Origin of the sequence: Pseudoalteromonas piscicida (assembly GCF_002208135.1) — a bacterium.
Classification (GTDB): Bacteria; Pseudomonadota; Gammaproteobacteria; order Enterobacterales; family Alteromonadaceae; genus Pseudoalteromonas; species Pseudoalteromonas piscicida_A.
In genome coordinates, this window is the sequence record NZ_CP021646.1 from 1,617,561 (window position 1) to 1,642,980 (window position 25,420).

Consider the following 25,420-nt stretch of genomic DNA (forward strand, 5'->3'; position numbering starts at 1 on the left):
CCACATAGACATCAATCAGGCCTCGTTTAAATACCAAAAAGAAAAAAATTACCACTTATAAATCATAAGATTACAGACATTTAGGCCAGTCATTTGAGTTGATGGCTAAAAAAATCTCTCTTTTGAATATTGATTATTGTATACAATATACCTATGATGGCAAGCATAATAACTAAACAACCTAATGAAAGGCGAGAACCATGAACGTAAATTGGCAGGGTGTATATCCAGCAGTAACCACTCAATTCCATGATGACGAAAGCATCAACTTTGATACCACCAAAGCGATGATAGATAACCTGATTAACGAAGGGGTTCATGGCATCATAGTATTAGGCACCGTCGGTGAAAACTGCTCACTCACGGCTGACGAGAAACGCCAAGTTTTAAAAGCTGCAAAAGAAGTGGTAGGTGATAGAGTGCCACTACTTAGTGGTGTGGCTGAAACCACAACAGCGCTTGCTGTCGAGTTTGCCAAGGATGCAGAAGTGCTCGGCATAGATGGACTAATGGTATTGCCGGGGATGGTTTATCGCTCAACCGAGCGTGAAGCGATTCATCATTACCAACAGGTAGCACGAAGCACATCATTACCTATTATGATTTACAACAATCCGGTGACCTACGGTGTCGATGTGTCTATTGAAGGCATGAAAATCTTAGCTGAAGAGTCCAATATTGTTTCAGTAAAAGAGGCTACGGAAGATACCCGCCGTATTAGCGAGCTGTTTAGCGAATTTGGCGATCGCTACGTTGTATTTGGTGGTGTTGATGATATCGCACTGGAAAGCCTAATGCTTGGTGCGACAGGTTGGATCTCGGGATTGACCAATGTATTCCCACGCGAGTCAGTGGCTATTTACAAACTTGCTGAACAAGGTCGCTATGAAGAAGCGCGTGCGCTGTGGCGTTGGTTTTTACCTTTGCTACGCTTAGATACTATTCCGACCCTGGTGCAGTGCATCAAATATGCAGAACATTTGGCCGGACGCGGTAGTGAAGTGACTCGTTCTCCAAGATTGCCACTCACCCAAGAGCAAAAGGCTTATGTGAGTCGTTTGTACGATGAAGCGATGGCAAATCGAATTGACTTAAGCCAGTATAACTTGGACTAAGCGTATGATTTTAGGCACCTACTATTGTATAGATGGCCACACCTGTGGCAATCCCGTGCGCTTGGTCACAAGCGGTCATCCAACGCTTTTGGGCGAGAGCATGAGTGAAAAGCGCCAGCATTTTTTACGTGACTACGATTGGATAAGGCGCGCATTGATGTTTGAGCCCAGAGGCCATGACATGATGTCGGGTGCCTTTTTATATCCACCGACCACTGCTGATGGGGATGTGGCAATCCTATTTATTGAAACTTCTGGGTGCTTGCCTATGTGTGGGCACGGCACTATCGGGACAGTCACTTTTGGCCTTGAAAGCGGCCTTATTACTCCAAAGGAACAGTGTGTACTCAAGCTTGACACCCCTGCGGGGCGCGTGAATGCCTATTATGAGATGAAGGCTGGTAAAGTGACTTGGGTAAAGCTCTACAATGTGCCGGCATTTTTGGCGCACCAAGCGGTGCCTGTTCATGTGGATGGGCTAGGAGAGCTCATCGTTGATATTGCCTATGGCGGTAACTTTTACATTATTGTTGAGCCTCAAAGTCTATTTGCTGGTGTGGATCAAAGCTGCGCCGCGGAATTACTGGCGTGGAGCCCCAAAGTGCGCGCGGCAGTTAACAAGCAAATAAACCCAATTCACCCTCAAGACTCTACTGTGTGTGGCGCCTCCCATGTGTTGTGGACAGGCAAGCCACAACATCCAGATAGTCATGCGGCCAACGCCGTTTTTTATGGCGATAAAGCGATTGATAGGTCGCCTTGTGGCACCGGCACAAGTGCACGAATGGCACAGTTGTTTGCAAAAGGACTGCTAAAAGATGGCGATACGTTTGTTCACGAGAGCATCATAGGCAGCCAATTTATCGGTAAGGTTGAAGGCACAACTGAAGTCGCTGGAAAAGCCGCAATTCAGCCAAGTATTCAAGGCTGGGCACGTCAAACGGGGAGTAACTGTATCACTGTAGATGACGAAGATCCGTATGCATTTGGTTTTCAGGTGCTCTAGCCATTAAGACTGAAAGAAAACAGGAGCTAACAATGAATTTATCAGGAAAGAGCTACATCAACGGTGCGTGGCAAGCCGCACAAACGGCAACTACGTTTTACGCATTTTGCCCAGCAACCAATGAACCGTTAACGCAAGCATTTTTTAACGCCAGTGAAGCACAAGTAGAAGAAGCCGTTGATGCAGCAGAGCTGGCTTTTAAGGCTTATCGTAAAACCTCGATGACTGCTCGAGCAGAATTTTTAGAGACGATAGCCCAAGAAATTCTCGCCTTCGGTGATGAGCTAATCACCACCACAATGGCAGAGACTAACCTGCCAAGACCAAGGCTTGAGGGCGAGCGCGGCCGCACGGTAAACCAGTTAAACGCATTTGCCGCTGCGCTGAGAGATAACCTAGCTGAGCTTTGCCTTGTTAAGGAAGAGCAAGCGGACCCAAATCGCACGCCGTTGCCTAAGCCAAAAACACAGCTTAAGCATATTCCTATTGGCGTTGTTGCGGTGTTTGGTGCATCAAACTTCCCTTATGCTTTCTCAACGCTTGGAGGCGATACCGCAGCTGCGTTAGCCGCTGGTTGCCCCGTGGTGTATAAAGGTCACCCAGCACATCCGGCAACGTGTGAGCTAATGACCAAGGCCATTGCCGCAGCAATAAGCAAGTGTGATATGCCAAGCGGGGTGTTTTCAATGTTGCAAGCGAATGCGTACGATGTCGCGCATTGGCTGGTTAAAGCTGAGCCTATCAAAGCGGTTGGATTTACGGGCTCCTTTGGCGTCGCAAAAGCATTGCAGGACACCATCGCAAAGCGCCATGAACCTATCCCGCTTTACGGTGAACTTGGTAGCGTAAACCCGCAAATCGTCTTGCCTGAAAAAATACAGTCGCAAGGCGCAGAGCTTGGTGCACAATTTGTCCAGTCTTTACTTATGGGCAATGGTCAATTTTGTACTAGCCCCGGTATTTGGTTGGTGCCAAGCAATCATTCACAAACATTTATCGAGACAGCTAAGCAAAATATTAGCGCAGCGCCTTCAGATACTTTATTGACTCCGGGCATTTTAAAAGCTTATCAAAACAGCATCGCGGCGCTAAAATCACACCCTCAGGTAACCTTATTGAGCTCTGGCGAACAAGCACAGCCGTTTCACGCAAGCGCCCACTTGTTCTTAACGGATAGTGAAAGTTTTGCAACCGATGCAACGCTTAAAGAAGAAGTATTTGGGCCAAGTGCTCTAGTGGTGAGCTATGACAACATAGCGCAGCTTAAAGCTTTAATCGCAGACTTAGATGGACAGCTCACCGCCAGTATTCATGGCACTGATTCTGACTTACATCAAGCCGAAAACATCATAGAGGCGTTACAATACCGCGTAGGTCGATTGATTTACGGGCAAATGCCAACGGGCGTTGAAGTGTGTGCCACCATGAACCATGGCGGGCCGTTTCCGTCATCAACTGATGTACGTTCAACGTCGGTAGGGTTAGAAGCGCTAAAACGATTCGTAAGACCAATTTGTATACAAAGTTAAGCAAACCAAGCCCATAGTATTGCTATGGGCTTTTTTATTCAGACATAATTCGCACATCAAACTTATATACTCGACAAACATGCAATTTGAACTCAGATACGTTTATAATGAGTTCATAAAACAATAATTACTAAATACTATGGCGATTGTACATAAAACTCGAACTCAATTAGTTGCTGAAGCAATTCGTGAAAAAATCCTCACAGGCGAAATCAAAGCGGGCGAGCCGCTGAGGCAAGCCGCGCTGGCAGATGAGTTAAATGTAAGTCGTATTCCCGTTAGAGAAGCACTTCTGCAACTAGAAGCCGAAGGCTTAGTTAACTTTGAAGCGCACAAAGGCGCGACGGTCACACGTTTAAGCGCTGAGCAAATCGACGAAATTTTTGACCTACGCGCATTGTTGGAAGCCGAGCTTTTATGCCATTCAATCGATAAGTTAACGGCGCGCGACTTGCTAGAAGCTGAGGCCATCTTAGCCGAGCTTGAAGAAGCAATGGCAGCTGGCGATACACAACTGGCAACTGGCAAGCTTAACGCCGAATTTCACAGCAAACTCTACAGCAAAGCACAGCGCCCACAGACTCGTGAGCTGGTGGATGTGTACAGTAAAAATTCCGAGCGTTATGTGCGCATGCATATCCTACTTGCAGGTGGCATTAAAACCGCACCAGATGAACATCGCCAACTACTAGAATTGTGCCGCGATAAAAATACCAAAGGGGCCTGTGACTTTTTGAAAAAACATATCACCGGCGCAAAAGATGATATTAAAGCGCTGCTGCTAAAGCTTGAAAGCGAGCAGTAGGTAACATAATCACTTCCTGATGATTTCATATATTGATGTAAATCGATTGCAAATTTTGAATCTGAGACGGTATTTTTACAAAAATATTTTCAGAGAAAAATCTTCTTCCAATAATACTTAGAAAGGACTTTTATATGTTAAAGAAAACTCTACTTACGAGCTGTATCCTTGCTGGTACTTCTGCTAATGCATTTAATCTGGCTGAGTATACCGTAACAGATCAACATATTGTGATTGCTAAAACTCAAAAGCAGGTGCTAGTTACTGGTGTTGCAAGTTTAAATGATGCTGAGCCTGGTAACGTGATGGTCTCAGATAATGGAAATGGCTCTGTGTCGGTACGATTTGCAGAGTGGGATTATTTGGATGGGGGCCATCAAGGGGAGACTATATCTACGTTCACGCTAGAGAAAGGCCGTTACGAAATGGCGGATGGCTCAATATGGGAAGTTGGCAGTATTGTACTGGGGACTTCTGAAAAAGAGTTCCGTTTCACGCAGCAATTGCCACAGGTGCCTTATCTATTTTTGAGTGGTCAAAGTGATACTAATCAGTCTTCTTATGTTGCTCGTGCGAGTAATGTTAATCAGCTAGGTTTCAGTGCTTACGTACAGTACCAAGAGCAACCAGTTGCAGGTCGTGCTACTACACAACAGACAGTCGCATATTTGGCTATCTATGCACCAAGTAAGGAAGGGACGCTTGATTCAGGTCAGGCATATTATGTAGATCAAGTTGTTATGGACCACACTGGTACGACATTTAAACAACACGAGCTTACCCTATCCGAAGAGCAATCAAAAGACACCGAGCTAACACACATTGAGGAAGTCATCAACGTACTAACGATAGACGGTCACTTGTTTGCCCAAGACGTGACTTCATATGGCTCAGATACTGTAAATATTCGAGCAAATAAAGAAGCTATTACTTTACCAAGCCCTTACTATACAAGTTGTAATGAGTTACTACAAAATGAACCACAGTCTCCATCAGGGTTCTATATCCTTGATCAAGACGGCAACGATATCATGCCAGAGTTCACAACTTATTGTAATATGGATGAACAGGGGGAGGCTGGACACTGGTTGGCTTGCGTCGAGTGGTTGGTTATAACTATGCTAACAGTAACACGACGCTGGATGGTTGGTTTGAAGCAACACAAAATATCACGAGTTTTGATGCAAACTACCATCTGACGGATGCACAGTGGGTTAACTACAAAAGCAACATGCGAGAAATGTATATGGTGATGCCTGCTATTAATAATTACGCCATTGCAGATATCAGCGTGTTAAACACGGCAAACTGTATACCACTTCAAGATACACTTGGAGAGAATAAAAATCGCACAGGCGAAGCGAGATTTCGTTTGTTTTGGCACGAATCGTCAGGTTGCTCTGGTAGTGGCCGCGATTACGGCATGCTGAATTATGCTAATATCTACAACTTTAATGGTAGCATGTATAAATCAAGCAATGTCAATGGTTACGCTGCAAGTCAGGTAACCTATATCTATGTAAGGTAAAGCTGATTAGGCTTAGCAGCGCCTCTTAGGTGCTGCTGTTAAATCAATGATGCTGAACTATTAATATCAAAAAATAAATTGGTTTTGTCCTTCGATGCTACCGTTGCTTATGCTAAAACGATATCGTTGAATATTGCCAACACAACCTAAGCTTATTCCTCAAAATATACTACCATAAATCACAGACACCCACTTCAAATTTGGACGTTCCTAAAAAGGCTGCAGTACCCAAATAGAGTTGTGTCATCATTGTTTATTTGTTTGCTCATGTTTTCAGTCTAAAAAACTTATTACCATTTTTGAAAGTGGTTATTGTTATTCTTATGAAAAATAAGAGAAATTAGTTGCGTAGGTCATTTGCTCTATGGTCAAAGGTTGAATTGGAACGCCACAATAGTGTCTATTACAAAATTCACCTTGTTCAAACAGGAGCTGATCATGAAACGCGTATACGACCTTCCAACTCGCTGCTTTCACTGGCTATTTGCTGGCTGTTTTTTTATTGCCTTTGTTATCGGTAAATGGGTAGACGATGATAACGCATTGTTTTCCTATCATATGATCGCAGGCATCACCTTATGTTTCGCATTATCTTGGCGGTTAATTTGGGGAGTGATAGGGAGTAAACACGCCAAGTTTTCAGACTTTTTACTGCAACCTAAAGCGTTAATTAACTATTTAAAAAATAGCGTATCAGGTGAAAACCAACGATACGCTGGGCATAACCCTGCATCTAGTTGGGCATCAGTGGTGATGATGCTGTTGAGTATTTGCCTAGGCATTACTGGTTTGTTGATGATCACAGGTCCATTTGATGATGCCATTGAAGAAATACACGAATTTTGCGCTAACGCTTTTATATTAATCGTAGTACTGCATTTAGTTGGTATTGTATTACATACCATTAAATACAAAGATCCAATTGGCAAAAGCATGATAACGGGAGAAAAAAACTTGCCAAACACCGAGGCATCGGTACCAAAGCACACTTTATTAGCAGTTATTTATTTAGTATTTATCTTAAGTTGTAGCACCATTTTATCGAAAAACTTTGATCCAGTCAGTCGAACCACATCGGTATTTGGCATAACATTAAGTTTGTTTGAATTTGAAGCTGCAGGTGAAAACGAACATGATGAATATGACAAACACGGAAGCGGATCTGAACATGAGTAAAGCATGAGCAGTAAAGACCGGATAATATTACTAACAACCCTGTTAATCATTGCGGTGTTAATTAGCTTTGATGTAATGACCGACTTAAAAGAAGGTGTTGAAATTTGGCACCTTATCGTTGAAGGAGCGGCAGGGCTGTTAGCATTAGCAGGTGTGTTTTACATTTTTAAAGATCTTTTTAAGCTTAAGCAAGATTTAAAGTCTGAGCGCCAACTAACCGAAAATTTAAGGCTGGAAGCAGCACAATGGCGACAGCAGTCAAAAGAATATTTAGATGGTTTATCTAAGCTGATTAACGAACAATTAGATCATTGGCAACTCACCCCTGCTGAGAAAGAAGTGGCTTTTTTACTACTCAAGGGTATAAGCTTAAAAGAAGTAGCAAACGTGCGTGGGACCAGTGAAAAAACCGCTCGCGCACAATCCTTGTCTGTTTATGCTAAAGCAGGTTTAAATGGCCGCTCAGAGTTATCCGCCTTTTTCTTAGAAGATTTGCTGCCGGCACAATAAAATTAGAACGCGCAAATATGTAGTTGCTAAGTTAACCTATCCCTTATCTAAATCTCAACTGCATATAACCACCTAGATTTTGATCTATATCATCCCCGCAAGACTAAAGTCTCATCAAAACTTGGCGGTTTTTTATCTATCTTTACTAAGTTCCAGCGAAACTGAGTAACCTATTATGACAACAGCAACCTATCAACAGGCATACCACACATTTACCCAAGACCCAGAGGCGTTTTGGCTCAACGAAGCGACACGGCTTGATTGGCATACGCCACCAAAAATCGGACATACCCAAGACCAAGAGGGGCTGAGTCATTGGTTTAGTGATGGCTTGATGAATACCAGTTATTTGGCACTCGACCATCATGTACACCAAGGCCGAGGCGAGCAAGCCGCGCTAATTTATGACTCGCCGGTGACGAATACCAAACGCACAATTAGCTATCGTGAGTTGCTCTCTCAAGTGAGCCATTTTGCGGCTGGCTTAAATCAGCTTGGTGTAAGTGTTGGTGATAGGGTGGTTATTTATATGCCCATGGTGCCTGAGGCGGTCGTTGCTATGCTTGCATGTGCGCGCATTGGTGCTATTCATTCGGTGGTGTTTGGCGGCTTTGCGCCCCATGAGCTTGCGGTGAGAATAGACGATGCTAAGCCAAAACTGGTGATCAGCGCCTCTTGCGGAATTGAAATAGACCGTACCATTGAATACAAACCTATGCTGGATGAAGCGCTGTCGTTGGCAAAGCATCAAGTTGAACATTGTATTGTTTTACAGCGTGAGGCATACCAAGCGCAGATGTCATCGCCAAGAGATGTAGACTGGACGGTGGTGGCAAACACGCCAGAATCCTTTGATGCAGTGCCGTTACCTAGCACCCACCCGCTTTATATTTTATATACCTCCGGCACCACAGGTACGCCCAAAGGAGTAGTGCGAGAGCAGGGCGGCCACGCAGTGGCATTAAACTATAGTATGAAAACCGTTTACGGCATGGAGCCCGGTGAAGTGTTTTGGGCTGCATCCGACATTGGCTGGGTTGTGGGGCATTCTTATATTGTTTATGGCCCGCTGATTTATGGTTGCGCTAGCGTATTATACGAAGGAAAACCGATTAAAACTCCAGATGCAGGGGCGTTTTGGCGAGTGGTCGAAGAATACCAAGTGGCAGCACTTTTTAGTGCACCGACAGCATTTCGTGCCATTAAAAAAGAAGACCCGAGTGCAGCACTTTTAGCTAACTACAATACCAGCAGCTTAAAAACCTTATTTTTAGCTGGTGAGCGACTCGATCCCGCCACCTACGACTGGCTACAATCAACCACAAAGCTGCCGATAATTGATCACTGGTGGCAAACCGAAACAGGCTGGGCTATTGCGTGTAACCCAGTTGGGATTGAATTGATGCCAACTAAGGCGGGTAGTGCAACTGTTCCCACGCCCGGCTATCAAGTTGAGATCCTTGATGTAGACGGCAGTCCTTGTGAGGCGAATCAACAAGGCGTTGTTGCGGTAAAATTGCCACTTCCTCCCGGTTGTTTAACCACTATTTGGAATAACACAGCACGCTTTAAGGGCAGTTACTTGGCACAATACCCCGGTTATTACCTCTCTGGCGACGGCGGTTATTTTGATGAAGATGGATATCTGTTTATTATGGGCCGCACCGATGACGTAATAAACGTAGCCGGACATAGACTGTCAACCGGTGAAATGGAAGAAATCGTTGCAGGTCATCAAGCAATTGCAGAATGCGCCGTATTTGCCGGTAAAGATGAGTTAAAAGGCCAAGTGCCCATTGCTATGGTGGTATTGAAAGATGGCGTAAGCACTACAGAAGTGGCCATTGCAGAGGAAATAAGAAGCCTGATCCGCGAAAAGATCGGCGCGATTGCCAGCCTTAAAACCATTAAAGTAGTCGAACGTTTACCCAAAACCCGTTCGGGTAAAATTCTCAGAAAGAACCTGCGCCAGCTAGTGGACGGAGAAGACATCGTCGTACCATCGACCATTGACGATCCCGCCATTATTGAAGAGTTGAAGCAATTGTGGGATGTGAGCCAACATCAATAGTTTTTTGTGTGTTCACGGGTTTCCCCTAACGCTAAACGCGCATCAACATTAGTTAGGAGCGGGTTCACCCCGCGATTTTTTGAGTGCGGTTACCTCAAAAATCTAATGTCGTGATAACTCACAACCCACCAGTTTTAGTCACGACCCAGCTGTGTTGCTGAGCTATTAGGGTAAACCTTGTGCTAAACGTGAATCAACATTAGGTGGGAGCGGGTTCATCCCGCGATCTTTGGAGTGCTGTTCCTTCTAAAATCTGATGTCGCGATAAATCACGACCTACCTGTTTTAGTCACGATCTACCAGTGTTGCTGAGCTATTAGGGTAAAACTTGTGCTAAACGCGCATCAACATTAGGTGGGAGCGGGTTCACCCCACGATCTTTGGAGTGCTGTTCCTTCTAAAATCTGATGTCGCGATAAATCACGACCTACCTGTTTTAGTCACGATCTACCAGTGTTGCTGAGCTATTAGGGTAAACCTTGAGCTAAACGAGCAGCTGTATTAGGTGGGAGCGGGTTCACCCCGCGATCTTTTAATTGTGGTTCCCACTAAAATTTGATGTTGCGATAAGTCACGAACAGCCAGTTTTAGTTACGTTCAGCTATTGTCCGCAAACTGTCCGGTGTCCGTCCAATCTCCTTGAGTAAAGCCGTTGAATCTCATAAATGCGATATAAAACAACAGCATAAATTCTGGCACGCTACTTGTTATTAGTTATTCATGATAATCGCGGACACCCACTTGTCCGCAAGGAGGTAGCATGATTAAAGATACAAGTGCGCAAGACAAACAAATCGTAAAGAAGCGAACCATAAAAAAGCCTGTGATTGCGTTGTTGGCCGTTGGCATCACCTTAGGTGGATTAACTAGTGCTTGGCCAAGCATTAACACGATTTTATCTGCAGAGCAGACGGTATCGCGGGAGCAAGTACGTCTCGCCACGGTAGTGAGAGGTGATATCAGCGAAGATATTCGCGTTGAAGGGCGTACGCTCGCTGCGAATAACCCAGACCTATACGCCATTGCATCGGGCACAGTGACATTAAACGTTAAACCCGGTGATGCCATCAAAGCGGGGCAAACGTTGCTTAGCATCGACAGTCCGGAGTTGACTAACCGTTTACTACAAGAAGAGGCGACATTTGAACGCTTAAAGACGGAAGTTGAGCGCCAACGGATCTCGATTAAACAGCAGCTACTCGATACCAAACAACGCATGGAAATGGCGAAAGTAGACCTAGAAGCGGCAGAGCGGGAAATGGCGCGCTCAAAACAGAGCATCGAAAAGCAAATTATCTCAAAACTAGAGCTTGAACAGTCAATGGTTGAACTTAAGCGCGCGCAACTACAAGAGCGGCACGCCATCGATTCGCTAAAGCTTGAGCAAGAGCGACTCGCGTTTGAGCTAAAAAGTAGTGAGCTGAGCCTAACCAGACAACAGCATATTTTAGAAGAAGTGCAGCGTCAGGTAGCCGCACTTAACATTGTATCGCCGTTGTCAGGTATTGTTGGTACGGTGCATGTCCAGCAAAAGCAGTTTGTACAGCGAGATGCGGCGTTAATCTCCTTGGTTGACCTTTCAGAGCTTGAGGTTGAAGCGCAAATACCAGAAATTTACGCCGACAATCTAGGAGTCGGCATGGCCGCTGAAGTATTTATCAATCAATACCAATATCATGCGAAGCTGGTCGCTATTTCCCCTGAAATCGAAGCTGGCCGTGTCAGTGCGCGAGTACGCTTTGATGAACAACCAAGTGGTCTTCGCCAAAACCAAAAGGTATCTACAAGAATTATTCTGTCGCAAAAGCAAGACGTGCTCAAAGTAAGGCGTGGTGCATTTGTTGAAACTGGCGCTGGGCGTTTTACCTATGCGGTTGTCGGTGAGCAGGCTGATCAAACCCCCATTCAGCTCGGTGTAAAAAGTATCTCTGAAGTAGAGATTATCGAGGGCCTGAGTGAAGGACAAGAAATCGTGATCTCAAGTTTAGAACCGTTCAATAACAAAGCGCGAGTGCTACTCGGGAAGTAGCCTCATCTTGCGTACCGAATAAGAATGAGAAGGAATAGACAATGTTAAAAATGAATGAAGTAAGCAAAATTTATCGCACAGATCTGATTGAGACCCATGCACTCAGTAATGTCAATTTAACCATTGAAGAAGGGGAGTTTATTGCGGTCACAGGCCCGTCAGGATCAGGCAAAACGACCTTTTTGAACATTGCCGGTTTGTTAGAGCGTTTTGAGCGCGGTGACTATTTTCTAGATGGTGAAAACGTTGCCAATCTTAACGATAAAAAGCTGTCACAGCTAAGAAACGAAAAAATTGGCTTTATCTTCCAAGGCTTTAATCTTATCAGCGACTTATCTTTATATGACAACGTTGAAGTCCCCCTTATTTTTAGGGGAATAAAAGCCAGTGAGCGTAAAAAGCGCATTGAAGAAGCCTTAGAACTTGTTGGACTTGCAAGCAGAATGAAGCACCACCCAGCACAGTTAAGTGGCGGGCAACAGCAGCGCGTGGCCATTGCCAGAGCGCTGGCGGGGAAACCGCGCTTCCTTTTAGCGGATGAACCAACGGGTAATTTAGACAGCTTAATGGCAAGGCAAGTGATGGATTTATTACAAGAAGTGAATCAGGCGGGCACTACATTGATTATGGTCACCCATGACAATGAGCTGGCACGACGAGCGGGTCGTAATATCCAAATTCTTGATGGTGAGCTAACCGACATCACTAAATCTCAGTTAACCGAACTGGCAGTGTAGGAGCAGGCAATGAAAGAGCTAATATTGTTAGCTTGGCAGGGATTAAAACAAAAACTCAAGCTAAGCGCACTGATGGTAATTAACCTTGCGGTTGGGATCACCTTAATGTTGACGATGTCAGCCATTGTAAAACAAAGTAGTAGCGAAGTGATTGGTTATAAGGGAGACAGCTTATATACGGCAGGTCTTAACTATTTTGAAGCCGATGAGGATGTTGCTGATTTTAGACAATTTCCTCGCTGGACTTATCAAGATACCCAAGCGCTTAAGCAAGCTGATTTACCATACGAGTATCTATCGTTTAACTACACCACAGAGTTTATTGCGGGCCTTGCTGATAACTCAGTTAGGCCTATTAGTGTAGAAGCTTCTGCTACAGATAGAGAGATGTTTAGTGTACTAGATGCGCCGTTTATTCACGGAGCTTCTTGGAGTGAACAAAACCAAAAAAGTGGCGAAGCGGTGGCTGTGATCAGTAAAAATGCTAATGACCATCTATTTGGTGGAGCGAATTCTGTCGGGCAGTTTATTCAAGTTCAAGGCGAACAAATACAAGTCGTTGGCGTGGTTGACTTAAGCAATTATAAGCGCCGCTTCCAAGATTTGAGCTTTAGTAATAATTACAATCACGATGTTTTTATTCCGTTAAATTATGCTTATGCGCAAAACTTTCCAAGAACGGGGCAAGTAACGTGCAGAACCGACGATTTATACACTGCAACCAACCCACGTAGCGGCAGTGTCGACATGCTGAAAAGTGCTGAATGTGGTTATTTGACGGTGTGGTTCCAGTACCGAGAAGACAAAAAGACGGCACATCTTGCAGTACTAAAAACGTGGTTGAATAGCTATATTGAAAAGCAACAAGCGGTTGGTCGCTTTCAACATAAAAATCTTACCGACTTTTATAGCATGGGCGAGCTCTATATTTTGATCCAGCGTTTTATGGCATGGGAAGCCATTTATCTAACGTTTTCGTATTTACTATTTGGCATTTGTTTAGTGAATACCGTTGGCATTTTGCTGGCTAAATTCCAAGCTAATCGCAAGCTTATTTCCCTTTATCGAGCGCTCGGCGCAAACCGTGGGGTAATAATGAAAATTCACTTTTTAGAGATTTTGATGCTCACGGTTGCGTCTGTAGCACTTGGCTTTGTATTGGCGTTCGCAGGGCTTGAATTAATGTTCCACTTGCGTATGTATCAGGCGGATTATATGGCCCTTGCTGAGCAAGTCCGTCAAATCTATCAGTTCGATGGTGAGCTGGCACTTTGGACGACGACAGGCATTTTCTTGGCGGTTGGGATATCTGGATTATATCCGATATACCGTAGTAGCCGTGTGTCACCAGCTGCGGAATTAAGGGGGTAAGTATGGCGATTAAACATATTTTAAAATTGATCTTAAAGCAAAAAAGTATTGCACTGTTAATCATTCTACAAATCGCGATTACCGTGATGATTGTCAGCAATACGGCCTTTATCAGCTATGCGACGCTGCAAAACTGGCTAATTCCTTCCAAGTTGGAAGAGCAACAAATTCTCAATGTAACGACGCGTGTGTTTGATACCTCGGTAGACGTGCAGTCACTTATTGAAAAGGATATTCAAGCGATTGAAAAAGTGCCTGGGGTGGTTGCCGCATCTTATGCTGGTAGAGAGCTGGTATTAAACAGTTTAGGCCCTGGGTGGACGATTTTTAAAAATACTCAACCAGAAACAGACTACAGCGTGTTCGGCTACTTTGGCTTAGATGAAAAAGGCGTAGATGTACTTGGACTTGAACTGGTTGAGGGGCGTAGATTTTATGCCAGTGAATATATCAAAGGAGATGAAACAACCAAAAATGCAGGCGTTATTATGATAAGTGACGACCTTGCTTCGTCGTTATTTGGTGATGATTCTGCCCTTGGACAGACGGTGTATATTTCAAGACAGCGCATTCCACATCAAGTGGTTGGGGTATATGGAGGTAAAATGCTTGGAGAAGGAGCAACATACAATCAACAACCCTACAATTCAGGGGTTGTACCTGAAGTCATTTGGGGTAACCGTCAACGAGCCAATTATTTAGTCAGAGTCGAAGAAGGTGTGTCTGAGCGAATTTTAGAAGAAGTTGAAACGGCACTTTATCACACCAACGGACGAATGGTTGAGCGAGTTGAGTTCGTTGCTAGGGCAAAAAAACGTTTGTGGGATGGCCGTAGCACCTTTGCACTTACCATGGCAGGCATAAGCATCATCGCTTGCGTGGTCACCGCGCTTGGTATTGTCGCACTTGTCAGCTTTTCAGTTAGCCTAAGAAAGAAAGATCATGGTGTGCTTCGTGCGCTAGGTGCATCTAAAGGTAAAGTGATGTGGTCTTTAATTAAAGAAAATACAATTTTAGTCTTTATCGGTTTAGTGCTAGGCTTTGGTCTCTCGATTTTGCTTTACTATTTTTTGATGAATAATGTTCGCGTGCAAAGTGTGGTAGAGATCCCGTTATTGGTTGGGGTAGCTATTTTTACTTGGCTTGTGAGTACATTGGCGGTATACCTGCCAGCCAAAGAAGCCGCGAAAGTGTCGCCGGCACAAGTAACTAAATCGAGTTAATAATAAAAACAACATAGCCCCGAAAGGGGCAAAATTTACAAATTAGGATCAAAAGCGTTCATGAGTGTATTGGTAATTGACGATAATCCGGATGTAATTCAAGCCATTAAAGTCCTTTTGTTGCTCAATGATATTCCGTGTGAAGGTGTTACCTCTCCGCAACTGGGTCTAGAGAAGGTGCGTAGCAAACAGTTCGACTTAGTTATTCAAGATATGAACTTTACCCGAGACACCACCAGCGGCGCGGAAGGTAAAGCCCTGTATAAAGCGATTCGAGATTTAGAGCCAGACTTGCCTATCATCTTACTGACCGCTTGGACGAATCTTGAAATGGCGGTAGAGCTAATTAAAGATGGTGCGGCAGACTACTTAGCTAAACCTTGGAAAGATCATAAACTCGTCACTTCAGTGAAAAACTTGCTCGAAATGCGAGAACTACAAGAGCAAGTAAGTAGCGCCGCAAATCAGCGCAATGCCAGATTACAAAAGCTAAAGGCGCAATACGACCTGTGTGGTGTGGTGGTTGCCGATCCGGCCATGTTGAGCTTGCTTGAAATGGCGACTCAGGTTGCGCACTCCGATGCGCCAATTCTGATTACAGGACCAAACGGCGCTGGGAAAGAGAAAATTGCAGAAATCGTGCAAGCCAATAGCAGCTATAAAAATCAACCCTTTATTAAAGTGAATGCCGGGGCCATTCCGGCGGACCTCATTGAGGCCGAGTTATTTGGGGTTGAAAGTGGTGCTTATACAGGCGCACAAAAATCGAGGGCTGGGCGCTTTGAAGCCGCCGATGGTGGCACCTTGTTTTTAGACGAAATCGGCAACTTGTCTTTGGCAGGTCAGCAAAAATTACTTCGGGTTTTACAAAGCGGCGAGTTTGAACGCGTTGGCAGCACGGTAACAAGAAGGGTAAATGTTAGGGTGATCAGTGCCACCAACAGTAATTTACCAGAGGCCATTCGCGCAGGCACTTTTAGAGAAGATTTGTATTATCGGATCAATATGATTGAGCTTAAATTGCCGCCACTATCTGAGAGAAAAGAAGATATTACCGTGTTAGTAGATCACTTTTTGCCTAGCAACAAGAGTTTGAGTAACGCAGCAATGAAGCAGTTAAAGCATCATACTTGGCCTGGAAACGTTAGGGAGCTTGAAAACACCATAGGTCGTGCTGTGTTGTTGAGTCCAGGTCAAGAAATCGAGTGTGCGCATTTGGCGATTCAAACACCACAACATGAAGAGCCGCTTGAATATACACAGGCAGATATCGAAGCAGCATTAGACAGCGCTGATGGCGTAGTCAGTAAAGCTGCAAGAAAGCTTGGATTAAGTCGGCAAGCACTATACCGGAGAATGGAGAAGTTTGGTTTAAAATGACGGTATCTCTTCAAGCAGCGGTGTCTGCATGCTTATTTGTATCACTAACGGTGTTCGCGGCTATTTTATGGCTGGCTGCTTCGTTTGCAATACCACTTACTCTGGCAATTCCGGTGGGACTGCTTGTTGCGACGTTAGTAGGCATTGTCGGTATCAGTTACTTTTTCTCTCGCCAACAGCGGATCATCGATTGCTTAACGGACGGGATCCGCAGTTTTAAAGATCAAGACTTCTCAGTTCAAATCACGCATTTTGAAAGTATAGAAATGTCGGATTTAATTCTGGAATATAATCGTTTATCGACAACACTAAAAAAGCAGCGCCACGCCACCAGCCAAAGGGAGTTATTACTCGATACCATTTTGCAGGTGTCGCCAGTGTCGATTATATTACTCAATCAGTTTGATCAGGTTGTATATGCCAATGATAAAGCCGGAAAATTACTTGATAACAAAAAATCTTTAAGTGGCCTTGTGCTTCATCATGCCATTACGAATGCAGATCCTAAACTGCAAACTATTTTGCTACAAAAAGAATCTGGGTTTGTGACCTTTCAAGCTAACGATGAAAAGCAGAGCTATTACTTTTCGAGGCAGAGCATAACGCTCAACCACCAGCCGCATGTGTTGCTTATGTGTCAAAACCTATCTAGCGAAATGAGCCGCCAAGAGGTGGGGCTTTGGAAAAATGCCATCCGTCTTATCAGTCATGAACTCAATAATTCATTAGCGCCCATCTCTTCGCTGACTAACTCCGCAAATACAATTGTTGAGCGTAGTGCCAAAGAACAAAATCATGCCCTCATTCAACTGCTGCCCGAAATGCTTTCGACCATTAATCGTCGCACCGAGAACTTAAGTGAGTTTGTCGCCAAATATAGTGAGTTTGCGAGGTTGCCAGCGCCTAATATTACAGAGCAACCCTTGCAGCCCTTACTGGATACCGTTAGTAAGCTATACGCATTTACCTTGCTGGCCCCACTTCCTGTTGAGCGTGCGTTTTTTGATTCGGTACAGGTAGAGCAGGTGATGATAAACTTAATAAAGAATGCACACGAATCAGGCTCAGAGGTGGGCGAAATAGGTGTGAAGCTGCTGGTTGATTATCAACGTCTGATAGTCGTGGTTGTTGATAGAGGTGTAGGAATGGAAGAAGAAAAGCTAGCAAACGCAGTACTGCCATTCTTTTCTACTAAACCTAGTGGCACAGGGGTAGGATTGAGTATTTGTAATGAAGTCGCCATTGCTCATGGTGGACAACTTAAGCTATTTAATCGCGAAAAAGGCGGGTTAATGGTGCAGTTTGATTTACCACTCGTCGCACCTAAAGCATAGCGTTGTTATTACACTAACCCATATCGGGTGGGAACGGGTTCACCCAGCGATCTTTGGGTTTTAATACCGTATCTCAGGCCGCGGGAATTTTTGTGCCCAGATAAAGCACGACCTACAAACAAGGAGCTTCACAGGTTTATTCTGTTAACTTCACTTTTTGCTAAACGCATGTAGGGTGGGAGCGGGTTCACCCGCGATCTTTGGGTTTTAATACCATATCTTAGGCGACGAAGATCATTTTGTTGTGATAAGTCACGACCCACAAATAATGCCTGTTGAGCGCATATCTATCGACAGGTAACGGAAGAGCAGCGATACTCAAGCAAGTTGACAATTGAGGGAAATGAACTTGAACGCGCAAACTCAAACGACCAACCACTTTTTACTCTTCGCGGGTGTGTGTACAGCCATTGCGGCAGTGGCGCACATTGGCTGCATTATCTTTGGCGCGCCTTGGTATCGCTTTTTTGGTGCTGGCGAGGAAATGGCTACTATGGCCGAGCAAGGGCTTATTTATCCTCATCTTATCACTGCCGTTATCGCTACGATTTTACTGCTCTGGTCATGCTATGCGTTTTCAGGGGCGAAATGGACTCGACAATTACCTTTGATGAAAATTGCCCTGTGTGTAATAAGTGCAATCTTTTTAATAAGAGGAATTGGGTTTGTTTTTATCATGCCAACCATCCCAGATAACAGCATGACGTTTTGGCTGGTGAGTTCCTCAATTTGCTTGGTAATAGGCGGGGCTTATGCGCTTGGAACCAAAAAAGCATGGTCACAAATTTAGCAGTGTTAAAAGCTAGCACTTCAGGCGCTAGCTCTTTATTCGGTTCAAGGTTAACTACCTGAACTATTTACTCAGTGCAGTTCTAACACCAGCTTCGAGTTCTTCGTGAACAGATTTAAATAACCCGAGTTGACGTTCAATAATATGCTCAGGGACACCCGCCATGGCGCGCGCGATGTTGCCGTACAAACGCTGCTTTTGAGCATCATCAAAAAGGCAATATAAAGCACGAGGCTGTGAAAAGTCATCATTGTCTTTGCGATGGTCGTACCTATCTGCCATTCCTTCAAGCTCAAGAGCGGGGCGCTTGTACTCGGGATTCTCTTTTGGGCCACCCATTGAATTTGGCTCGTAGTAAGCATCTTCGTTGCCACCGGGTTCATTGTTAAAGAACCGCATCGCACCGTCTTTGTGGTAATGATGGACAGGGCATTTTGGGCGATTAACGGGTAATGCCTCATAGTGCGTGCCGAGTCGGTAGCGGTGAGCATCGGCATAGGAGAAAATGCGTGCTTGCAACATTTTATCCGGAGAAAACCCAATTCCCGATACCACGTTAGACGGACTGAATGCGGCTTGTTCTATTTCAGCAAAATAATTGTCTGGTACGCGATTTAATTCTAGTGTGCCGACATCGATAAGGGGAAAGTCATCATGCGGCCAGACCTTGGTTAAATCAAACGGATTGTGTTGGAACTGTTTTGCTTGTGCTTCAGTCATCACCTGAATTTTCATATCCCATTTCGGATAATTTCCGCGTTCTATGGCCTCAAGTAAGTCTTCTTGAAAACTTTCTCTGCTTTCGCCAATCACTGTTTTAGACTCTTCATCGGTATGATGCTGGTGGCCTTGTTGGGTTTTCATATGAAACTTCACCCAAACTCTTTGGTCCTCTTCGTTGATCAAACTAAAGGTATGAGAGCCATAACCGTTCATGTGTCTCACATCCGTTGGCAAGCCACGGTCAGACATTAAAATTAATACTTGATGCAGGCTTTCTGGCGACAATGACCAAAAATCCCATTGCGCGGTGTTGGAGCGCAGATTGGTTTTAGGGTGGCGCTTTTGGGTGTGAATAAAATCTGGGAATTTATACGGATCACGAACAAAAAATACGGGGGTATTATTGCCAACCAAATCCCAGTTTCCTTCTTCAGTGTAGAACTTTATCGAAAAACCTCTTACATCACGCTCTGCATCCGCAGCCCCTTTTTCACCCGCTACCGTTGAGAAGCGCATCAAAATGTCGGTTTGCTTGCCGACCTCAGCAAATAGCTTTGCCTTGGTATATCGGCTTATATCGTTTGTTACCGTAAATGACCCAAACGCACCCCATCCTTTGGCATGCACGGTACGCTCTGGTATACGTTCTCTATTTTGATGCGCCAGTTTTTCGATTAACTGGTAATCCTCAACCAATAGTGGGCTTCTAGGACCTGCTGTTAGACTATTTTGATTATCGGCGATTGGATTACCTGCAGTGGTGGTTAATGGACACTTCGTCATTGCTCATTTCCTTCATTAAAATTTAGGAACTAACAGCAATAAATAAACCACAATAAAATTTCAATTAAAACAATTGGTTGAGTAGTGGCTTAGCGGTGGGTGTGATTTTTACAGAGCAAAGTTTTCAAAAGCGTTGTAAGAGCTACGTAAGTGGTGAGCTAGGATTTTGCTCACCATTTACTCACCTTAGTTACTGAGACTCGACAAATGCATCAAGCTCACTTTCCATTTGCTCTCGCATTTTGAACTTTTGCAGTTTGCCTGTGACCGTCATCGGATAATTTTCAACGAGCTTGATGTGTTTTGGCACTTTGAAGTAGGCGAGCTTATCTTTTAAAAATACACGAATATCATCTTCCGAAATATAGTGTCCGGGTTTAAGTTGAACCCAAACACATACTTCCTCACCATATTTTTCGTCCTTGATCCCAAAGACGGCGGCATCTTGAATATCGTTATGATGATAAAGCACTTCCTCAATTTCTCGGGGTAAATATTCTCACCACCGCGAATGATCATATCTTTTATACGGCCGACAATGCTGACGAACCCTTCGTCGTCCATCACGCCTAAATCGCCAGAATGTAGCCAGCCATCGTCATCAATGGTTGCTGCTGTTTTTTCTGGGTCTTGCCAATAGCCTTTCATGACGCAATACCCACGAGCACATACTTCACCTGGTGTACCGATAGGTGCGATATGTCCAAGCTCGTCAATAATTTTGACCTCGGTATGTGGCATAGCGCGACCAACAGTCTGCACGCGTTTCTCTACAGGCGAATTGATTTCGGTAATATTGTTGATTGGGCTGCACTCGGTTTGCCCGTAACCAATGAGTACATCGGTCATATGCATTTGTGTTTGTACTTGGCGCATGACTTTTTCGGGGCAGGTGGAACCTGCCATCACGCCTGTGCGCAATGAAGATAAATCAAACTGCGTAAAGTCTGAGTGTTCTAATTGCGCAATAAACATAGTTGGCACGCCATGAAGCCCTGTACATTTTTCTTGTTCGACAACTTGTAAAGTAACAAGCGGATCAAAGCTATCGTTAGGGAACACAGCGCACGCCCTTTACTGATACAAACGAGATTACCGAGCACCATGCCAAAACAATGATAAAGCGGCACGGGAATACAAAGCTTGTCTCGCTCTGTGAGCTTCATTGCGTTGGCGACCAGTAATCCGTTATTTAGGATATTGCTGTGGGTGAGGGTGGCGCCTTTAGGGTTGCCTGTGGTCCCAGAAGTAAATTGAATATTGATAGCATCACTGGCACTGAGATTGGCCGCAATCGCATTTGCCTCAAGATAGTGTGCCTCATTTGCTTTAGACAACAAGGCGCTAAAATTCATCAGGCCTGGCTCAACATCGTCGTCAATCAGCACAATCTGCTTGAGCGAGGGAAGGCGCTGTGAGGACAATTCGCCAAACATGCAGCCATAAGATTCTGGTGCCAGCTCTCTTATCATGTCAACGTAATGGCTATGTTTAAAAGATTTCGCCATGACTAACATTTTACATTCAACGTTGTTTAGCACGTATTCAAGCTCGCTTGGGCGATAGGCGGGGTTAATGCACACCATGATTGCGCCAATTTTAGCGGTTGCAAATTGCACTAGACTCCATTCAAGATTGTTTGGAGACCAAATCCCAACTCTATCCCCTGGTTGTATGCCCACAGCTAAAAGGCTTGCGGCAAGTTGATTTATTTTTGCGAGATACTCACGATAATTTAAGCGAACTGACTGATGAGAGACAACAATGGCTTCTCTTTCCGGATAATTGTCGACAATATCTTCTAGATATTGCCCTATGGTGAGTTGAGTTAGGGGTTCTCCTTGTGGGCCCTTGAAGTAACTTTTTGTCAGTGCATTTGCATTTAATACTTGGCTCTCTGTTGTCATATCTTGTCCTTGCTGTTGATCTCTAGTTGTTATCATTATGCTTTACCAGTGATAACCTAATTGTCGACAAAATCAAGTGTAATTGGACGAAAAGCATGAAATTAAGACTAATGGATAGTGATAAAGTGTGTGATGGCGAAGTAGTGGAAAGGCGGAGAGCAGCTTTAATTGATATAAAAAAACGCCTGAAAGTTCAGGCGTTTTACAGTTTAACTTAAGGGACGTTATTAAGCTAACCCTTCATCTGTATCGACATGCTCATCTTTATGATGCCTAGCGATTTCATCTGAAAGTTCTTGCTTAGAACGCTTCTCTGACATACGTCTTGCCATTAACCAATAGAAGAACAGCGGCAAGAAGAATACTGCGAGGAAGGTAGCCGAGAGCATACCACCCATAACACCAGTACCTACACTGTGCCTTGCTCCTGCACCAGCTCCAGAACTCATAACCAGTGGAACTACGCCAAGTATGAAAGCAAGTGAAGTCATGATAATAGGTCTAAAACGCAGTCTTGCCGCTTCAAGGGCTGCGGTTGCTGGACTCCAACCTTCTTGATACTTCATTAGCGCATATTCGACAATAAGAATGGCGTTCTTACTGGCAAGGCCGAGTAGAGTAACCAAACCGATTTGGAAGTACACATCGTTGGTTAGTCCCGCAATCCAGATTGAGACCAGTGCACCGAAAGTACCAAACGGCAGTGCCAACATAACCGAGAATGGCAATGACCAGCGCTCGTACAGTGCTGCGAGGATCAAAAATACCATGATCACGGCCATACCAAGTGCAATACCAGTTGTGCCAGAGTTTTGCTTTTCTTGAAACGCGGAACCTGTCCACTCGTAAGTCATATCTGGTGGTAGCACTTTGTTGGCGATACGCTCAAACTCCGCGATAGCTTGGCCGGAGCTGTAGCCAGGTGCTGCTTCGCCCATTAGCTTAACTGCAGATAAGTTATTGTAACGATTCATGGTTTCTGGGCCCCGACTATACTCAACATCCGTAAATGCAGAAATTGGTACCATTTCGCCACGATTGTTTTTCACATAAATGCGTCCCACATCTTCCGGCGTCATTCTAAACTCGGCTTCTGCAGACATAATCACTTGCCATGCCCGACCAAACTTATTGAAGTCATTGACGTAGTAATTACCTAAATTAGCCGCAAGTGCATTAAACGCAGAGTTGATATTGACCCCCATGGCACGCGCTTGCTCTCGATCCATATGCACCTTTAGCTGTGGAGCATCAGGACGCCACAGCGTTTGAATACCGGTAAGAATAGGGCTCTTCTGCGCTTCGGCCATGATCATCTGCATGCCTTGCTTTAATTTAGCAGGATCGGAGCCGCCTTTATTTTGCAAGAAGACTTCAAACCCGCCTGTCGTGCCCAAGCCGAAAATTGGCGGTGGGTTAAACGCCAGCACAAGCGCTTCGTTGATATGCGCGGTTTTCATAAACAGCTCACCAACCAGTTCTTTCGCTGACACATCACGTTGATCCCAATGTGTTTGCGTCACGAACATAGTGGCCGCGCTATTTTTGAAGCCACCACCGATGAAGTCCATCCCCGTAAACGACACGACGTTTTCGTTTGCTGGATTTGATTTCGCAGCGGCAATCACTTCATCTGCCACTTTAGCGGTGCGCTCTAATGACGACCCATCTGGTAAGAACACTGCAATCATGTAGTAACCTTGGTCTTCGTCTGGTACTAAAGAGCTTGGCGTTTTTTGCCACAGGAATACCGTCGCACCAATCATCGCTACCATCAGTGTTAGGCCTACAAGACCACGGCGAACCATAAAGCTAACCGCACCAACATAGCGTCCAGTTACACGATGGAACCAGTCATTGAACCACAAGAAAAACTTGGCATCTTGTTTGTGCTCGTGCTTAAGCAGCAATACACACAGTGCAGGCGTCATCGTCAGTGCAACCACACCGGATAAACTTACAGAGATGGAGATAGTGATCGCAAATTGGCGGAATAGCTCGCCTGTTAACCCACCTAGGAAAGCGATAGGTACAAACACCGAACACAATACCAATACAATCGCGACAACGGGGCCGCTGACTTCTTGCATCGCTTTAACCGCCGCTTCTCTAGCCTGCAAGCCTTGCTCATGCATAATACGTTCGACGTTCTCAAGTACCACGATGGCGTCATCTACCACGATACCAATCGATAATACCATGCCAAACAGTGTCAGCGTGTTAATTGAATAACCGAGCATATACAGACCTGCAAATGTACCGAGTAAAGAGACGGGTACAGCAAGCGTTGGAATGAGCGTTGCACGCCAGTTTTGCAAGAATAGGTAAACTACTAAGAATACCAAGATCATTGCTTCACCAAGCGTTTTTAACACCTCTCGAATTGATACTTCTACAAAGCGCGTGGTGTCGTAGGAATTAACGTGAGCAAGACCAGTAGGGAACTGAGGTTTGATCTGTTCAATTTCAGCTTCTACAGCTTTGGCTACATCTAGCGCATTCGCGCCCGGTTGCAGGAAGACACCGAGTAATACGGCTTCCTTACCGTTAATGGTACCTTGGAAGTTATAGTCTTTAGAGCCAAGTTCTACGCGAGCAACATCCTTAAGGCGCAGTGTTGAGCCATCTGGGTTTGCACGAACAATAATATTTTCGAACTCTTCAGCCGTCGATAAACGTCCTTTTGCGGTGACACTATAAACTAGCGATTGCGCGTCTTGAGAAGTCGGTGTCGCACCAATACTACCCGCTGCATACTGAGAGTTTTGCTCTCTGATCGCACCTGCTATATCGTCTGCTGTGACTTGTAGTTGACTCATAATATCAGGACGCAACCAAATACGCATGGCGTAGTCTTTAGCACCGAAGATTTGCACGTTAGTCGTGCCAGGAATACGCTTGACGCGATCGAGAATATTCATGGTGACATAGTTAGATGTCCAGAGGCTATCTCGTGTCCCATCTGGCGAATAGAACGCGTGGACTTGCAAGAAGTTAGAAGATGTTTTTTGAACCACCACGCCTTGGCGTCTAGTTTCTTCAGGGAGACGCGCTTCTACTTGCTTCACCCGGTTGTTTACATCTACAGCAGCCTGATCAACATCCGTTCCAATCTCAAAAGTAACCGCGATAGTTGTTACGCCCGAGTTAGTACTGGTTGATGTCATATACATCATGCCTTCAACACCGGTAATCGCGTTCTCGATAGGGGTTGCAACGGTTTGTTCCAATACATCCGCAGATGCACCAGGATATACCGCACGTACCTCAACTTGAGGTGGCGCAATTTCGGGATACTGTGCGACAGGTAAACTGCGCATTGCCGCAAGGCCCGCGAGCACAATCACGATAGAGATAACAAAGGCGAAAATAGGCCTGTTTATAAAATATTTGGAGAACATCA

Annotated in this window: 19 protein-coding genes and 2 pseudogenes; 17 read left to right on the forward strand and 4 right to left on the reverse strand. The window is 44.8% G+C overall.

Annotation, left to right across the window (positions count from 1 at the left end):
* Window positions 1-200: 200 nt before the first annotated feature.
* The 16 genes from B1L02_RS07710 (at window position 201) to B1L02_RS07785 (ending at window position 18,604) form a co-directional block, all read left to right on the forward strand.
* Window positions 201-1,115: a dihydrodipicolinate synthase family protein gene (locus B1L02_RS07710; RefSeq protein ID WP_088530563.1), complete on the forward strand. Its 915-nt coding sequence runs from the start codon at window positions 201-203 to the stop codon at window positions 1,113-1,115.
* A gap of 4 nt (window positions 1,116-1,119) precedes the next feature.
* A complete protein-coding gene (locus tag B1L02_RS07715; RefSeq protein ID WP_088530564.1) occupies window positions 1,120-2,121 on the forward strand; it encodes a 4-hydroxyproline epimerase in 1,002 nt (333 codons plus the stop codon).
* A 32-nt stretch (window positions 2,122-2,153) separates the two neighbouring features.
* Window positions 2,154-3,650 carry an aldehyde dehydrogenase (NADP(+)) gene (locus B1L02_RS07720; RefSeq protein WP_088530565.1) on the forward strand — a complete coding sequence of 499 codons (1,497 nt, stop codon included), beginning with the start codon at window positions 2,154-2,156 and terminating at the stop codon, window positions 3,648-3,650.
* Window positions 3,651-3,789: 139 nt separating this feature from the next.
* The gene (locus tag B1L02_RS07725) at window positions 3,790-4,455 is read left to right on the forward strand and encodes a GntR family transcriptional regulator (protein ID WP_010604660.1); all 666 of its coding nucleotides are present in this window, start codon (window positions 3,790-3,792) and stop codon (window positions 4,453-4,455) included.
* 134 nt (window positions 4,456-4,589) lie between these two features.
* Window positions 4,590-5,654 (forward strand): fibrinogen-like YCDxxxxGGGW domain-containing protein, encoded by a 1,065-nt coding sequence (locus B1L02_RS07730; protein ID WP_088530566.1) that lies wholly within the window; start codon window positions 4,590-4,592, stop codon window positions 5,652-5,654.
* Between the two features lie 32 nt (window positions 5,655-5,686).
* On the forward strand, window positions 5,687-5,983 hold the full coding sequence (locus B1L02_RS07735; RefSeq protein WP_157757225.1) for a hypothetical protein: 297 nt from the start codon (window positions 5,687-5,689) through the stop codon (window positions 5,981-5,983).
* Between the two features lie 438 nt (window positions 5,984-6,421).
* The gene (locus tag B1L02_RS07740) at window positions 6,422-7,159 is read left to right on the forward strand and encodes a cytochrome b/b6 domain-containing protein (protein WP_088530568.1); all 738 of its coding nucleotides are present in this window, start codon (window positions 6,422-6,424) and stop codon (window positions 7,157-7,159) included.
* Between the two features lie 3 nt (window positions 7,160-7,162).
* Window positions 7,163-7,669: a helix-turn-helix transcriptional regulator gene (locus tag B1L02_RS07745; RefSeq protein ID WP_088530569.1), complete on the forward strand. Its 507-nt coding sequence runs from the start codon at window positions 7,163-7,165 to the stop codon at window positions 7,667-7,669.
* Between the two features lie 175 nt (window positions 7,670-7,844).
* A complete protein-coding gene (locus B1L02_RS07750; protein ID WP_088530570.1) occupies window positions 7,845-9,740 on the forward strand; it encodes a propionyl-CoA synthetase in 1,896 nt (631 codons plus the stop codon).
* A gap of 760 nt (window positions 9,741-10,500) precedes the next feature.
* On the forward strand, window positions 10,501-11,769 hold the full coding sequence (locus B1L02_RS07755) for an efflux RND transporter periplasmic adaptor subunit (protein ID WP_088530571.1): 1,269 nt from the start codon (window positions 10,501-10,503) through the stop codon (window positions 11,767-11,769).
* A gap of 41 nt (window positions 11,770-11,810) precedes the next feature.
* Window positions 11,811-12,506 (forward strand): ABC transporter ATP-binding protein, encoded by a 696-nt coding sequence (locus B1L02_RS07760; RefSeq protein ID WP_010604884.1) that lies wholly within the window; start codon window positions 11,811-11,813, stop codon window positions 12,504-12,506.
* Window positions 12,507-12,515: 9 nt separating this feature from the next.
* Window positions 12,516-13,877, forward strand: coding sequence for an ABC transporter permease (locus B1L02_RS07765; protein WP_088530572.1), 1,362 nt, complete (start codon window positions 12,516-12,518; stop codon window positions 13,875-13,877).
* 2 nt (window positions 13,878-13,879) lie between these two features.
* The gene (locus B1L02_RS07770) at window positions 13,880-15,100 is read left to right on the forward strand and encodes an ABC transporter permease (RefSeq protein WP_088530573.1); all 1,221 of its coding nucleotides are present in this window, start codon (window positions 13,880-13,882) and stop codon (window positions 15,098-15,100) included.
* A 60-nt stretch (window positions 15,101-15,160) separates the two neighbouring features.
* Window positions 15,161-16,480, forward strand: a complete 1,320-nt coding sequence (locus B1L02_RS07775; protein WP_088530574.1) for a sigma-54-dependent transcriptional regulator — start codon at window positions 15,161-15,163, stop codon at window positions 16,478-16,480.
* On the forward strand, window positions 16,477-17,814 hold the full coding sequence (locus B1L02_RS07780) for a sensor histidine kinase (RefSeq protein WP_088530575.1): 1,338 nt from the start codon (window positions 16,477-16,479) through the stop codon (window positions 17,812-17,814). The genes B1L02_RS07775 and B1L02_RS07780 overlap by 4 nt, the downstream gene beginning before the upstream one ends.
* Window positions 17,815-18,157: 343 nt before the next feature.
* Window positions 18,158-18,604 (forward strand): hypothetical protein, encoded by a 447-nt coding sequence (locus B1L02_RS07785; protein WP_088530576.1) that lies wholly within the window; start codon window positions 18,158-18,160, stop codon window positions 18,602-18,604.
* 63 nt (window positions 18,605-18,667) lie between these two features.
* On the opposite strand, the gene B1L02_RS07790 is transcribed toward B1L02_RS07785, so the two are convergent.
* The 3 genes and pseudogenes from B1L02_RS07790 to B1L02_RS07795 all read right to left on the reverse strand — a co-directional run.
* Complete coding sequence (locus tag B1L02_RS07790; RefSeq protein ID WP_088530577.1) at window positions 18,668-20,110, reverse strand: catalase; 1,443 nt, start codon at window positions 20,108-20,110, stop codon at window positions 18,668-18,670.
* 316 nt (window positions 20,111-20,426) lie between these two features.
* Window positions 20,427-20,582 (reverse strand): annotated as a pseudogene (locus tag B1L02_RS25170) (AMP-binding enzyme); the annotation flags it as partial.
* A gap of 221 nt (window positions 20,583-20,803) precedes the next feature.
* Window positions 20,804-22,053, reverse strand: a pseudogene (locus B1L02_RS07795) (AMP-binding protein); the annotation flags it as partial.
* A gap of 59 nt (window positions 22,054-22,112) precedes the next feature.
* Between B1L02_RS07795 and B1L02_RS24990 the strand changes: the two are divergent.
* The gene (locus B1L02_RS24990) at window positions 22,113-22,235 is read left to right on the forward strand and encodes a hypothetical protein (RefSeq protein WP_257790109.1); all 123 of its coding nucleotides are present in this window, start codon (window positions 22,113-22,115) and stop codon (window positions 22,233-22,235) included.
* A 9-nt stretch (window positions 22,236-22,244) separates the two neighbouring features.
* Here B1L02_RS24990 and B1L02_RS07800 read toward each other — a convergent pair whose 3' ends face one another.
* The gene (locus B1L02_RS07800) at window positions 22,245-25,418 is read right to left on the reverse strand and encodes an efflux RND transporter permease subunit (RefSeq protein ID WP_088530578.1); all 3,174 of its coding nucleotides are present in this window, start codon (window positions 25,416-25,418) and stop codon (window positions 22,245-22,247) included.
* Window positions 25,419-25,420 lie beyond the last annotated feature (2 nt).

Coding starts and splice junctions, on each gene's coding strand:
- B1L02_RS07710 (WP_088530563.1), top strand. CDS start 201: ATGAACGTAAATTGGCAGGGTGTATATCCAGCAGTAACCACTCAATTC.
- B1L02_RS07715 (WP_088530564.1), top strand. CDS start 1,120: ATGATTTTAGGCACCTACTATTGTATAGATGGCCACACCTGTGGCAAT.
- B1L02_RS07720 (WP_088530565.1), top strand. CDS start 2,154: ATGAATTTATCAGGAAAGAGCTACATCAACGGTGCGTGGCAAGCCGCA.
- B1L02_RS07725 (WP_010604660.1), top strand. CDS start 3,790: ATGGCGATTGTACATAAAACTCGAACTCAATTAGTTGCTGAAGCAATT.
- B1L02_RS07730 (WP_088530566.1), top strand. CDS start 4,590: ATGTTAAAGAAAACTCTACTTACGAGCTGTATCCTTGCTGGTACTTCT.
- B1L02_RS07735 (WP_157757225.1), top strand. CDS start 5,687: ATGCGAGAAATGTATATGGTGATGCCTGCTATTAATAATTACGCCATT.
- B1L02_RS07740 (WP_088530568.1), top strand. CDS start 6,422: ATGAAACGCGTATACGACCTTCCAACTCGCTGCTTTCACTGGCTATTT.
- B1L02_RS07745 (WP_088530569.1), top strand. CDS start 7,163: ATGAGCAGTAAAGACCGGATAATATTACTAACAACCCTGTTAATCATT.
- B1L02_RS07750 (WP_088530570.1), top strand. CDS start 7,845: ATGACAACAGCAACCTATCAACAGGCATACCACACATTTACCCAAGAC.
- B1L02_RS07755 (WP_088530571.1), top strand. CDS start 10,501: ATGATTAAAGATACAAGTGCGCAAGACAAACAAATCGTAAAGAAGCGA.
- B1L02_RS07760 (WP_010604884.1), top strand. CDS start 11,811: ATGTTAAAAATGAATGAAGTAAGCAAAATTTATCGCACAGATCTGATT.
- B1L02_RS07765 (WP_088530572.1), top strand. CDS start 12,516: ATGAAAGAGCTAATATTGTTAGCTTGGCAGGGATTAAAACAAAAACTC.
- B1L02_RS07770 (WP_088530573.1), top strand. CDS start 13,880: ATGGCGATTAAACATATTTTAAAATTGATCTTAAAGCAAAAAAGTATT.
- B1L02_RS07775 (WP_088530574.1), top strand. CDS start 15,161: ATGAGTGTATTGGTAATTGACGATAATCCGGATGTAATTCAAGCCATT.
- B1L02_RS07780 (WP_088530575.1), top strand. CDS start 16,477: ATGACGGTATCTCTTCAAGCAGCGGTGTCTGCATGCTTATTTGTATCA.
- B1L02_RS07785 (WP_088530576.1), top strand. CDS start 18,158: ATGAACTTGAACGCGCAAACTCAAACGACCAACCACTTTTTACTCTTC.
- B1L02_RS07790 (WP_088530577.1), bottom strand. CDS start 20,110: ATGACGAAGTGTCCATTAACCACCACTGCAGGTAATCCAATCGCCGAT.
- B1L02_RS24990 (WP_257790109.1), top strand. CDS start 22,113: ATGAAATTAAGACTAATGGATAGTGATAAAGTGTGTGATGGCGAAGTA.
- B1L02_RS07800 (WP_088530578.1), bottom strand. CDS start 25,418: ATGTTCTCCAAATATTTTATAAACAGGCCTATTTTCGCCTTTGTTATC.